The organism is Vibrio sp. Y20_XG_PY13 (genome assembly GCF_024181925.1).
Classification (GTDB): Bacteria; Pseudomonadota; Gammaproteobacteria; order Enterobacterales; family Vibrionaceae; genus Vibrio; species Vibrio parahaemolyticus.
The window spans coordinates 1-13453 of sequence record NZ_JAMZAL010000014.1; the positions used below are offsets into that span (position 1 = coordinate 1).

Annotated in this window: 8 protein-coding genes and 3 pseudogenes; 5 read left to right on the top strand and 6 right to left on the bottom strand. The window is 43.3% G+C overall.

The genetic code is table 11. The annotated features are described in order from the left end of the window. Positions 1–1053: 1053 nt before the first annotated feature. Complete coding sequence (locus NL646_RS23470; RefSeq protein WP_367618115.1) at positions 1054–1323, bottom strand: helix-turn-helix domain-containing protein; 270 nt, start codon at positions 1321–1323, stop codon at positions 1054–1056. A 125-nt stretch (positions 1324–1448) separates the two neighbouring features. On the opposite strand from NL646_RS23470, the gene NL646_RS21100 reads away from it, so the two are divergent. Continuing rightward, a complete protein-coding gene (locus NL646_RS21100; protein ID WP_253664653.1) occupies positions 1449–1934 on the top strand; it encodes a hypothetical protein in 486 nt (161 codons plus the stop codon). A 282-nt stretch (positions 1935–2216) separates the two neighbouring features. Here the strand turns inward: NL646_RS21100 and NL646_RS21105 are convergent, their stop codons facing one another. Next, a complete protein-coding gene (locus NL646_RS21105) occupies positions 2217–3044 on the bottom strand; it encodes a restriction endonuclease (RefSeq protein ID WP_253664654.1) in 828 nt (275 codons plus the stop codon). A gap of 414 nt (positions 3045–3458) precedes the next feature. Between NL646_RS21105 and tssI the strand changes: the two genes are divergently transcribed. The 4 genes and pseudogenes from tssI (at position 3459) to NL646_RS21120 (ending at position 8866) form a co-directional block, all read left to right on the top strand. Continuing rightward, the gene (tssI, locus tag NL646_RS21110) at positions 3459–5717 is read left to right on the top strand and encodes a type VI secretion system tip protein VgrG (protein ID WP_253664655.1); all 2259 of its coding nucleotides are present in this window, start codon (positions 3459–3461) and stop codon (positions 5715–5717) included. Then, entirely contained in the window at positions 5699–6292 is a 594-nt protein-coding gene (locus NL646_RS21115) for a DUF4123 domain-containing protein (protein WP_065645817.1), read from the top strand. Before tssI ends, NL646_RS21115 begins: the two co-directional genes overlap by 19 nt. Positions 6293–6304: 12 nt before the next feature. Next, a pseudogene (locus tag NL646_RS23475) lies at positions 6305–6445 on the top strand (LysM peptidoglycan-binding domain-containing protein); the annotation flags it as partial. Between the two features lie 192 nt (positions 6446–6637). Continuing rightward, positions 6638–8866: a hypothetical protein gene (locus tag NL646_RS21120; protein WP_253664656.1), complete on the top strand. Its 2229-nt coding sequence runs from the start codon at positions 6638–6640 to the stop codon at positions 8864–8866. Between the two features lie 29 nt (positions 8867–8895). Here NL646_RS21120 and NL646_RS21125 read toward each other — a convergent pair whose 3' ends face one another. The 4 genes and pseudogenes from NL646_RS21125 to NL646_RS21140 all read right to left on the bottom strand — a co-directional run. Then, on the bottom strand, positions 8896–9975 hold the full coding sequence (locus NL646_RS21125) for an SUMF1/EgtB/PvdO family nonheme iron enzyme (RefSeq protein WP_253664657.1): 1080 nt from the start codon (positions 9973–9975) through the stop codon (positions 8896–8898). A 223-nt stretch (positions 9976–10198) separates the two neighbouring features. Further along, positions 10199–11275: pseudogene (locus tag NL646_RS21130) on the bottom strand (formylglycine-generating enzyme family protein). Between the two features lie 676 nt (positions 11276–11951). Then, positions 11952–12203 (bottom strand): hypothetical protein, encoded by a 252-nt coding sequence (locus NL646_RS21135; protein WP_065645813.1) that lies wholly within the window; start codon positions 12201–12203, stop codon positions 11952–11954. Positions 12204–13141: 938 nt separating this feature from the next. Further along, positions 13142–13369, bottom strand: a pseudogene (locus NL646_RS21140) (IS481 family transposase); the annotation flags it as partial. Between the last annotated feature and the right edge of the window lie 84 nt (positions 13370–13453).

Below are 13453 nucleotides of genomic sequence, written 5' to 3' on the forward strand. Positions count from 1 at the left end.
TCTTTAATCATCTCAATGTAGTGGCACAGTGAATTTGGTCACATAGTTGGATTAGGAAAAGTAAGTCAGATGAAGCTTTGGTAATGGATGTGTTGAATCATTCGAAACAAGGAATGGGGCATTAGTTAGTTCTATTGCCGAAGCGACGAGATCAGAAGCGGGTTAGAGCAGAGGTGATTTACGAAACAACCTGTTGGACAATTGGGAAACAGCTTGTTTCACGAATAAATCTCATGACGGCTTCTTGCGCTCTAAACACATCTTGGGGCATTTTTGATTCAGGCTAATTTGTGCAACAGGCTGTTGCACAATTGGGGGCGGTGACAGTAGTTGCTGATTTTGCAACAACTGAAGTTTTTCACCTCTCAGGCAACTATTGCACATTTTGCAACAGTTCCCGAATCCACTGGAAAGAAGGAATACTGGGTAGTTGATTGATAAGCAATGCCCATATTACTCCTACTGCCAAAACGATGTGTCGAGTAAAAGATTTACGAAATAACTTGTTTCGCAATTTTGCAAGAGCCTCTTGCATAATTAGGTACGAGAAATTGTCCAACAGCCTGTTGGACAAACTATCCCTATGTCGGCTTGCTACTAAAAGCACATTTCAGGACACTTTCAAGGAAAACAAAATCCATTTTCTTCGTTTTGGTACCATAGTAAGCTTGCGATTTTCAACGCTCAATTTTAGACTATGCTTGAGAGCCTCGGGTATTCCTGCTTATTCTTTGAGTTACTATTTACTGTCTGGCCAGAAGTAATAGTTTCGATTTGAGCTTGGCATAACTGCAAAGTAGCCCACCGAGGACATCCGATAAGCTTAGGTGTTTTCCCTCCCTATTGTGGTGATAAAACACCCAGCGCTGCACACAGAATGCGTTCCCTCTTCAAATTGAATGAAAAACATTCTGTCGCTGTTATACAAAGCCACAGGTCCTGCTTGTGGCTTTGTCGTATCTGAGAGAGCGAAAAATAGCTGTACCGTTTGCCTAATAAAGCATTCCAATTCGAAATCAAAGAGTGGCTTAGTCCTGCGGTTAGAAGAGGTACTCAAACGCTGTCATTGTGCGCCATAGTTACGTTTTGTTTGTTTATTCGACTAATGTGGGTGCGTAGCGTACCTCGATTCAATCCTAGTATTCTTGAAGCTTTCGCTTGATTGCCTCGACAATGTATGACGACTTCCTCAAGCACAACGTCTCGAACAAATGGCAAAAGAGCAGACACATCCGGCGTAGCTGTCCGACTGTCGCGAGTGTGCGAAAGAAGTGCATTGAGGTGTTCTAGAAAGAGTTTATTATCAATAGGTTTACAAGGCATGATGGTATTGCTGTGTTATGACGATGAATGCCCTCATTATACGACACAACTCTCAAAATACTTGATCAAGCTTGAGACGCAATATGGCAAAATGATGCTATCTGAATGCTCAACGTTGGGAAGAGATGGGAAAACTCAATGATGCACAATTGCAGCATCGCATCGAACATATTTTAGAGCGCCATCCTAATGCCTCGTCCTTAGTCGTGCGCCAGCGTCTAATGTCAAATCTAAAGCAATCGCACATATATCCGCTCTTAGTGCCCTTCTACGAGCAGTACCGCATTGATGATAGTGCCGATATTCAGCGCGAGCTGCAAAAAATGATGTCGATGCACTTAGGGCTGAGCATCATCGCGCAAACCTTGTCGATAGGTTGCTTTAACTACCGGCAAGTAGAAAAAGCCTTGTTAGAGTTGACGGCTGATTTTGACCATCTAGCACAAGCTCAACGCTGTAAAGAGTTGCGCTTTGGTCATGGCGCACCAACGGATGAACATCACCAATCTCAAATTGTGATGACGTTACAAAGGCTAGGTCACCGCTTACCCGACATTTGGCAAGTATTGCGGCAAACCACCGAAAGTAACAAGATAGCCAAACCAAGATAACAAATGTTATCCCTCGAATTATCAGTAGCCTATCTCTATTTTGGGAGACTTGCTATAACTTCAAAGTATGATGACAATCCCCACTTGTTGGTGCTTTAGAAGCCTCTTAAACTAGCGATGCGGCTTTTCGAGCTGTGGGTTAAAGTGAGAGCATTGAGTACAGCTATAGGGACGTACAAGGATGTGAAAAGCCGCCCACAGTCTGTCTTTATCCTTTTTTGTTTTTGAGCAAAACACGCCAATTACCGCTCATTAATCAGACGCATTTTAGGAGCTGCATCGCTAATTAGGCTTTGAATAATCAATCGTGTATCGACACGTTGGAAACGAAGTACAACCATAGAATGCCTTCCCTTTATTTACTCCTCGTTTCGCCACTCGTTTTACAAGGATAGACTGACAGTTTGGACACACTTTCGGTACCGGTTTCGCGTCGCTCGTTGGTTTTGGTGGTTTATTTTCAAAGCTCCGTCCATCCTCAATCATATGAACCAACTCTGAGCCGTTGACCAACCACAGGCGTTTATCTTGTGCGTAAGCAATGGCTTCTGATGTAAAGTCTCCTGACGTGACGATAATCATTTTGCTTGCGTGGTGCTCTATCATGACACCGTACATTTCTCGAAGTACCTGAATGCCAACTTTCTTGGCCTTCCAGTGCTTACATTGCACTAGGCTTAGCTCTCCATCTTTTGTCAACCAAATATCAATGCCGCCGTCAGGCTTTTGTGAAAAAGACTGCTTCACCGTATAGCCTTGATGCTTAAAGTACTCGCCGACATAGGATTCAAACTCTAGCCAGCTTAATTGGTGAAATGGCGTGGTTACTCGTCTCGAGCGAATATGTGAAGTGGTCGTCCGATACCTCTGCCTTCTCTGAAATTGTTTAAAAAAAGCAATCGGCGCGGGAATGAAAAACAGCAACGCAAAATACGGTGCGAACATGGAAAGATTTGGGGCGACAGCATTAAAAACAAAGTTGTTACTGCTAGCAGCAAGCTCTGGTAATACATATGAAAGAGCGACATACACACCTATCGATAAAATCACACTTAACCACCACGGTGCATCCATCAAATGCCAGATGATGCCATCACTTTTCCTTGCCATTAACCTTTCCTTAAATATGCACCAATGCGCATTTAACCATAGTTTGGGTGGTAGGCAAATCATGATGAGCATTAATCCATAAAACAATTCGTTACGGGCTCCAATTTTTATCTTCTTCTAGGGCAACTTCCTTAAAGTATCGTGTCACTCTCAAATATTTTTGCCTACCAACGTCACAAAACTGAACTGTTAGAGATGGCCTAAATCCGCTCATATCACTATGCAAAGTGTGAACTTTCAGATTGGAACATTTAATCTCTCTACCTACTCAACCAAATGCACTGTTGAATACTCACATTTCCCGTCAAATCACCACGGTGATGAGTGTCATGGAGCTTGATACAGTTTGACTATTTATCGTGTGGCGGTGAGCCCTTTCCGCTCATTTCCTCGTTGTCATAAGAGCCGAATGGTATGGTTAATGATGTAAATTTCACCTTTGATGTTTCTGGATTCTCCGGTGCATTTAAAGTCGAAAGCTTCCGGGTCACGGAAACAGTCTCTTCTCCCTTTGAAATGAATCTAACGGTATTGTCTGACGATGATGCCATCACGTTTGATGCCTTAAGCCGAAAAATGGGTGTTCTGAGCCTGTTTGGCCAAGGGGTGGGAACGGCTCGTCAGTTTAACGGCAGCATCTCTGAGCTCCGCTACTTAGGCTCTGGTCGCCGCTTCTCGCGCTATCATATTACCTTGGTTCCACACCTTTGGTTTCTCACTCAGCGCCAAGACTGTCGTATTTTCCAAATGCAAACCACTCCGGACATCCTTCGTCAGGTCTTTGATGATGCAGGCATGAGCGATTACCGCTTTGAGTTGTCAGCGCAATACGAAGCGAAAGAGTACGTTCTTCAATACCGTGAGAGTGACCAGCACTTTGTTCAGCGATTAATGGCAGAGCACGGGCTTTGGTACTATTTCGAACATAGCGACGCTGGACATTCCATGGTCATTGTCGATAGCAATGATGCGATACCAGAGCTTATCAGTTCGCCCACTAATGCTTCTTACCTAGGACCTGTGATTTATCATGCCCAAGGTGGTGGTACGCCAGACCGAGAACATATTTTCGACCTTGAGCAAATCCATCGAACTCGTACTGGGTTAGTGAGCTACGGCGATTACAACTATCTCACGCCAAAAATTCCGCAAGGAAAAAGCGCCGATGAAGGCCCAAACTTTGATTTGCAGCGCTACGACTATCTTGGTCGTTACACAACGCCAGAATTAGGTCAGCAGCGTGCAACAGAGTGGATGTCCGAATACACGGTGGATAGCCATCAGATTGAGGCCGCGAGCGATATCATGCGTCTCACCGCAGGTTACAGCTTCGATATCAGCCAACATCCTCGTTCCAACATCAACCGTAATTACCTCATGTTGACGGTGATGCACACAGGCTTTAACCCTCGTGTACACGAAGAAGAATCGAGCGATGAGCCTACGACTTATCACAATCAGTTTGTCTGCTTACCACGAAACGTAACATTCCGTGCACCTAAAATGGCGTCACCTGTCGTTGATGGTCCTCAAACCGCGGTTGTAGTTGGTCCTGCGGGTGAAGAAATCTACACCGATGAATATGGACGCATCAAAGTTCAGTTCCATTGGGACCGCTATGCGCAAAGTGATGAGCATAGTTCATGCTGGCTACGTGTTAGTCAATCAATGGCAGCCCCGAACTGGGGAGCTGTCTATCTACCTCGTATTGGGCATGAAGTGATTGTGACCTTCCTAGAGGGTGACCCAGACCGCCCGTTAGTGACGGGCGCAGTGTACAACGGTTTACACACGCCGCCATACCCATTACCAGAGAACAAAACGCGTACCGTGTTTAGAACCCAAAGCCACAAGGCTGAAGGTTACAATGAAATGTACTTTGAGGATGAGAGTGACCAAGAAGAGGTGCATTTCCGTGCTCAGAAAGACATGAAGACCAAAGTGCTCAATAACCGTTATCGAGATATCGGTAATGATGAAGAGTTAAAAGTCGGCAACAATCAAGAAAATAATATCTTAGGCGACCGTAAAGAAGTGATTGATGGGCATAAAACCTCCATCACTAAGCAAACCTTTATGGAGCAAGTTGAGGAAGATGTTCACGTTACTTACAACGCGAATGAATCCGAGAAAATAGCCAACAACCGAGATTTGTACATCGACGAAAATCGTCAAACTTTGATTGGTAAAGACGATTCTCTGGATGTAGGGCAAGACCAAAACACGGTAATCATGGCATCGCGCTCTATTGATGTAGGGGCTGACGACACACATAGCATCGGCAATAACCTCAGTGTCGAAGTGAACGGTAACACCTCTATCCGCTCTGATGGCGAAACTGCGGTGGTCTCTGCGGATGAAATCAAGGTCCTCGTCGGCGCATCCAGCTTAGTGCTAAAGAGCAGCGGTAATATTCATTTAAACGGCACCTCCATTACGATTGATGGTGCGAGCAACGTTACTGCAACGGGTGGAAAAGTAGACATCAATCCTGGCGGCGCGGCAAATGGCAACAGCAGCGTTTCTACAAGGCGTCCTAAAGGATTATCTATAGCGAAGAAAACACCACCTGTTATGTCTCCGGCCGCTTATAAAGGGTTTGTTGAAGATGGTGGCTTAATGCAAGAACTGTGTGATTGTGGGAGCGGTAAAACATGTCAAATACACAGCTAAATCCAAACTGGCGAATTCAAGGTAATGCCCAACCGAACCTAATTACGAATCAACAAGCGTACGCGATTATCGAACCTCTTCTTTGGCCTGAATGGAAAAAGAAATTGGAGGCGCATCTTGAGTCATTCGAGGTTATCCCGTTGATGGCTGGTACTCGTCTATCACACCTCAATGAGGGGCCTGTCTTAGTTTCTATCGGATCATCAGAAGAGGCTCTTCAGGCATGCGTAGCTAAGATGAGCCAGACCCCTTGTGGTTGTTTGGTTTGGAGTTCGCCATCTTACTCTTCTTCGGAGGTCGCAACCTCATTGCGTCAGCGTCTATTTGTATCGCGCAATCAAGGAGAAGCATTGTTTCGATTTTATGAGCCCAGAACTCTAGTACCTTTAATGGCAGCATTAAGTGATGAGGAGCGACGACAAATGTTTCCTTTACTCTCATCTCTGCATTGGCATAGCAAACAATGGCTAAGTATTAACTTATTCCACGCTAATAAGGCTACTACGTCAATTCAACCTTGGACACTCTCGCAAGAACAACTGAGCACAATGCAAAACATTGCGCAGCAATGGTAATGGACGCGTTTCATGAGTAACAAAACCTACGTAATTAAACCCGGTGACACCCTTATTGGCATCGGTATCGAGCAAAGTGTTAACTTCAACATCTTGTTAGAACTAAACCCCAAGTACCAACCAAATCCTGATTTAATCCAAGTTGGCGATACGTTAATCCTTCCTAGTCAGGAAGAGGAAGAGCCTATCCCTGTCGAGTTTCCGGTAGAGCCAATCGCCAAAATGTGTCCAAAAGAGAAAGGGACAATTGTTGCGCCGCCTTTGTGTGAACCAAAGGAAATTGAAGATATCATTTTTGCCACGGGTGAATCAGCAAACCGATTCTATTGCCTAACGAAAGAATCGGTGGAAAAGCTTGATAAGGAAATCGAAGAAACGACGAAGTTGTTTCAATGCTACAGTGGCCTAGTCCACCAAGCTCCAACGGGCAAAGAAACATGGGCTGAGTTGGAAAAGCATACGCAAAAGCGAGAAGCCCTATGCGCCGACCTGATATACGCAGGCATATTGCCAGATCCCAGCCGTAAAAATCCAGCAAGTGTCAAAGCAGAACAGTCTCGAAAAGAAAAGGCTGAGAGAGAAAAAGCTTTAGAAAACCAGCGAATGGCTAACGCTAAAGTAACCGAGTTGAAAAAGCGTATCCGCTACATTGAGGAATACTCAAATTGGTTTGGCTCTGAAGATTCAGCCATTGAGCTAAAAGAGCGTTTGACTGCGACAGTCGTACCAAACCTTAAGAAAGAGCTTGCGAAGTGGGAAAAGATGGCCAAAGTCCCACCAACCAAAGAGAGCTCTTCTGGCAAGCCTGTTGATGCTAAAAAAATGGCGGTAAAAGAGAGAGCATTGGATGGCATTGTAACAAATACTGGGGTTAGAGAGTTGTACTCGATTAATCGCGGCGTTTACACCTATGTTCGAGAAGCATTCTTTCAAGAGGAAACTACCGTTCGTAACAGTTGGCGAAATACCTCTAATACCAACAACGCGAACCGAGCATTACGTACGGGGAATATCAAAGAATTTGGTAAAGCTATCGCTGACGATATTACAAGCGACCTTGAGCAGAAAAAGCTTGGCCCTGATATTAAAGCCAATCTTGCGAAGTGGCAGGCGCCCGGCGGAAAAATTGCTGAATGGAAATCTACGGATACACTCTTGCGCGATGATGAAGGCAATACAATGTTTGCGGTGAGTTCTGAGGCGCAACTTGGTCGCTGGGGAATGCAAGCGGCTGTCGATGCTGAGTTAAACCCATTTGAGAAAGATGAGCACGGTAATGCGAAAGGAAACGTAGATTTAGGTGTAGGTGCTTCTGCGGGCTTTTCTGCCTTTGAAGCGGCCATTACGGCAGAAGTCTTCTTACCTAGCGATGCGGGTTATACGCCATGCCTAAATTACACCGATGCGAATGGTCAGCCAGCCTTACACTCCTTTGGCAGTTTTCGCTTTAATGCCAAAATGAAAGTGGGTTGTTTTGTGGGCGTAGCTGCTCAAGCAAAAGCAGGTGTCAGTAACAGAAGACCGGAAACTGGTGATGATGTTGGGATATTGTTTGACCCTCATGTCAGCATGGGCAACGCAGGAGGTGGTCAAATAGGCATCAAGGCCAGTGTTTTTGGTGGTGGCCAGTTAAGTGGTGAGTTTGCAGGTGGCGTTCAATGGAAAGCGCCAGAAATAGATCAAATCACAAACTTTAACTCTTTGGCTGAAATTCAGACCGAAGGTAATGTTTCCGTTGGTGGTGGATATAATGCGGATTTTGAGCTCTATTTAGATGGTACAAAGTTCTTCCTTAAAATCTCAGCCAAACTGGTTTGGGGGGCAGGCGGCGGCGGTGGCTTTTCTGTCGCTATAAACGCACAAGAAATTTGGAATCTAGCGAAAGTAATCTGGCAAGGACTTCAATATATCGACTACCGACGTTTAGATAACATTAATAACGAAGCATATAAATATTTGGTGGATGCGACTTACTTTGCCTTTGCGATTGCCGAAGGATTTGTCTCACCTCATGATGCTCTTAAAAACGCAGTTGAGAAAGGGAATAACACGATACAACTTATTAGGGAAGCGAGGGAAGAAGCGCTAAATTTCGAGAGTGAAGCAATAACATTAGCAGAACGCGTATTAAATGATTCGACGCGCAGCGGAGTTTCTTTTGACCAACTCCAACCTGAGGCAATTGGCAGAATGCTCGATACTTTAACGCGAACCTTCATATTCAATTGGGAGGAAAAGCAAGAGGATGCCATTTGTAAATTACTCGCAGAAAGCACCCATAGTTGGCATAAGTTTGAAGAAATTCTTGCGAGAATGAATGACAAAGGAGAAAAGGTTTCAGGTGAACAAGCTCTCTTTAAGAGCATTCAGCGAATCAATGCCACACTTGATGGGAAGCAGCAAAAAGAATTTAATCTTTGGGTAGCAATCTTAGCAGAAACAAACTCTGCTGTTGAAATTGCGTCTGCTCCTTTTACACCCTATAACAGCACAGACTTTACTCATAAAAGAGTACAAATAGAGCAACAATATGCTTCACTATACGGTGTTGGCGACATGTTCCCCTACGTATAGACAGCAGGCCCAGTTGGGCCTGCTCGATTTTACTTCGTCAAAGGTTTCAGTTTCTGAACTGAACAACGAAAGCTAAGTCGTGAAGTATAGACATCCGACTCTAAATCTTCTCCGCTACGTCCAAAGGTCATTTTGTTGCTTACGCTATCGCGTAAAACTTTTTGTGTTCCTGTATTTGGACCTACAGGATTAGTTTCCGCTGAGCTGAGGTAATAGTCTTTTTCGTACCAATCATTAACCCATTCAGAAATACCATTGCTCATCCCATAAATACCCAAGGGATTAGCAGGCCATTGACCGATATATTCCTCAGTACTAATGCTGCTATTGACTTCTGTAGCTAGTATATCTTTGAATTTACCGAAATTTGAATCGTAATATTGCCCTTCCTGAAGAGAGCGGTAACCATCATTGGTTGCATAATAGTAATGCTGTCCACGGCTTCGAGCTGCGAATTCCCACTGTGCCTCGGTGGGAAGGTCAAAAGGTAAATTGGATACCTCTCCTAGCCACTGACAATAATCTTTACTCTCTTGCCATGCTTTGGTCTTCGCAACTTTCTGACGCTTCAAATGCCGCTTGATTAAAGTAGAATATTCTTCTGTACCGCGTTCAACAGCTTCTTTAAGTTGTACATACCCTTTTAGTTTGTTGGCTGCTACCGGTAATCCATTTATTTGGCGCATCCACTCCATATCCAAGAAGCTCGTTTCATACTTAGATATCGAATAAGAGTCGAGGGTTACCCTGTGCAAGTACTGAGCACCAAACATACTACTCGCAAAATGACTTAAACATTGCGCATCAGGAGACCAGTCTAAACGGTTCTCAGATTTTGTTGGGAAATCACAATCCATCTTGAAATCACCCATATCGAAGCTGCCGCCTTCGACGAACACCATGTTCTCGATTGCTCGTACCACCACTTCTGCCGCTTTCTGCTTTTGCTCTGGAGTTGCTTCTGGGTAGAGCTTATTGATATTCGACGTTATCGTATCTATTTGCTTTTGTGAGACGGTCTCGCTAGACACCTTAATTGCTGAACTTTCGATGTTGCACGCAACCAATAAGGGAAGCAAGCAAGCCATACCTAACCATCTGTTTTTCATTTGGTATTCCTTTTACTTTATGTGCATATTTTACGCAAAAATAAAAGATGAGAACAGTTTCAAAGGCACTGTATGACTAGTTATAACGACGGCGTTCCTGTTTTTTGTTTAGGAGGAGGCGAGACTGTGCACAAGTGAGTTTAAGCATGTGGTGCTTATTTAGGGATGAAATGACAATACTGTTTGAGTAGACAGGAGGGAAATGTGTTGGCTCATATCTTGTCTATTCTGTAAGTGGTTTTGGTTGTTGAACTGAACAACGGAAGCTGTGGGTTGGGGAGTAAGCGTCAAGAACAGGATCTTTACCAAAACGGTCAAAGGTTTTTACTCCTCCACCATCTCGAACAACCTTTTGAATACCATTTTCCGGTCCTTGCGGGTTGTGTTCAGGTGAGTTTAGGTAATACTCTTTTACATACCAATCATTAACCCACTCCTGAATACCATTACTCATCCCATATATCCCCAGAGGATTTGCTGGCCATTGACCAATATATTCTTCACTACTCGTACTACTATTTACTTCTGAAGGGAGTATATCTATATATTTACCCATATCTGGATCAAAATATTGTCCTTCAGTTAGAGAACGATAACCATCATTGGTTGCATAGTAATAATGCTGTCCGCGACTCCTTGCCGCAAACTCTCATTGCGCTTCTGTCGGAATATCAAATTCTAAAGTGGAAACTTTGCCCAACCACTGACAGTAATCCTTTGCCTCTTGCCAAGATTTTGTATATGCAGCCTCATTGTTTTTCAAATTGTATTCAATAGCTTTCTTATATTTTTCATCTGTCCGCTCCATAGGCTTTGTCTTCAAAGGAATTACACTAATGAAGTTAGTGAGGGCTACCGGTAATCCATTTATTTGACGCATCCATTCCATATCTAAAAAGCTAGTTTCATATTCAGAAATCGAATAAGAATCGAGAGTAACTTTATGTAAATGTTGGGCTCCAGATAGATTAGTAGCAAAGTTAAAACACTGCGCGTCTGGAGACCAATCTAAGCGGTTTTCAGTTTTTGTTGGGAAATCACAATCCATCTTGAAATCACCCATATCGAAGCTTCCGCCTTCGACGAACACCATGTTCTCGATCGCTCGGACCACCACTTCTGCCGCTTTCTGTTTCTGATCTGGAGTTGCTTCTGGGTAAAGCTCATTGATATTCGACACAATCGTATCGATTTGCTTTTGTGAAACGGTCTCGCTAGACACCTTAATTGCTGAACTTTCGCTATTGCACGCAACCAATAAAGGAAGCACACAAGCCATACCTAACCATCTGTTTTTCATTTGGTATTCCTTTTACTTTATGAGCATATTTTACGCAAAAATAAAAGGTGAGAACAGTTTCAAAGGCACTGTATGACTAGTTATAACGACTGTGTTCCTATTTTAGGAAAGAGGCTGATTGTCACCAGCGATAAGAGACTTAGAAAATATCGTCCTAATTGGACGTTTGATATGTGTGCCATTTACTGGTGCTGGAAATTTGCGGTGGAACTGCCAGACCTCCCCTTTAAAGAGCCCTCTAACACAGATATTCATAAGATCATTCAGGATGCAACTCTCTTTGCGGTAACAGGGGTTCATACCCTTACAGATAAAAGGGCAAGAATTAGCCCAATCTATTGAACCTGTTTAGGTGAGTGTAGACGCGATACAAGGTCAAAGCTATATTAATGTCTAATCGTTACCGAATGAAATCCGCGGCTAGCCATCTAAGATATACGACATGACACAACAAACTAAAAGAATTCGCCTTTCCGACCAACAGCGTCGTGAAGCAGTTACTCGCTTGATGAGTAGAGTTATTGTGAGTGAGGGTCGTGCCCGCAATATCCAGAAAGTCCACCGTAATGTTATACAACAGATGTGCGTTGCATTTACCAAAGCAGTTCATGCAGAGTAGCAACTACTAGTAATTCTTTCACAACTTTCAATGATGTTTTGTTATCTAGCCAAAAAGCTAGCGCTGTTGTTGCGTTAGCTTTCTCTCTAGAAATTGAATGAAAATGTCATCTTCTATGTAAAACAGATCATAACCAACATGCTGAATACCCTCTTGCGAGATTTCCGTGATTTGCCCTTTACCATCGTTCTCGAGTGAAAACTCTCGTTGAAGGTTATACATCAACTGATTGAACCGAAGGTCAGCATTGTTGCCCCAAAGCTCCTTCAAAAGTAAAAGCGTTGTTTCTATTCGTTTAGGGTCACGCATTGAGGCACTCCTTGTGGTCTAACGTCCAAATACATATTTGAATCAATTTTAATGGTGTTAATTATCAGCGCCAAGAGGCAACACGTCTAGCGTACATACATCTTAATTGAAGTGTTCCCAAAGGTACTACTGTTTAAAACCAATACCAAAATTTAACTCTAGTTTTGGTATTTCACACTTTTCTGGTCGTGTATTTGAGCGCAAATACCAAAAGTAACGTTGAATTTAGTACATATACCAAAAATATGCATAAGTTTTGGTATCGCATGTAGAAAATGCAGGATGCAATATCCCTTCAACCAATTTGTATCAATTTTGTGCATGCAGGAACCTGTTAGCACCTAAAGTGTTGGAGGCGCTTTAGTCTAGAGGAAGCACCTAATAGAGAAAAAGACAATATAAACCTGATTGATTGGAACGATATCTTTACTTAGTTATTACTTGGTCTTTTCCACAAATAAAAGCAAACGTATCACGCAAGTTGCGTCACGCAACCTGCGTGATGCGTTTTTTGGCTCGGAGAAGGAATCAAGAAAGGTTTGCCATTAATGCACAGCACACTCTTGGACAAAAATTAGTTTGGGGGGAATAAAATATTGGTAATCCGTGGATAACTAAGAATATGGAAAGCTTGTGCTTTGTAGCGTTATACCAAAGTCAATCACCTGCGTATTTTCATCCCAGCAGATCAACCAATAACCAGATCTCCTTTATGTAAATACGCAATCACCTAGCTTCGGCCTATGGATAACATTGAGACAAGCTTAGAAGGCAATCACAAAACGTCAACATGCAACCAAGATCGCATCATTCATACTTGTACACTATCCATGCCTCATTACTTCTACTAGATTGACGATGAGGGAAAATGTTTTTTCCTTAGTCAACCATCGCTCGGATCTAACCGCAGAACCAAAAACTAATAAAAATACTCAAGCAGTCGTAGTACTTAGGTGTACCCAGTGAAGTCGACTTAGTTCTGTTTGTAAGCGACGCGCCCCTAAATTACGTTTCTCACACATATCAGGAATCAGCGCTCTTATGTCAGGAGTGAACTTTGTGTTTGGAGAAGAACGAGGGCGTGTGCTTTGACTTTCCAAGCCTAAGAGTCCGTCCTGCCCATATCGGTTTACTCACTGCAGCCTTTGTTGAATTTCTCTGTCCATAGACATCTAGTATAGTTGAAAGGGTATCTATCAATCACACAGTTGAGAATAGTCTTGGGGATTCATATTTCTAGGTGAAAATAC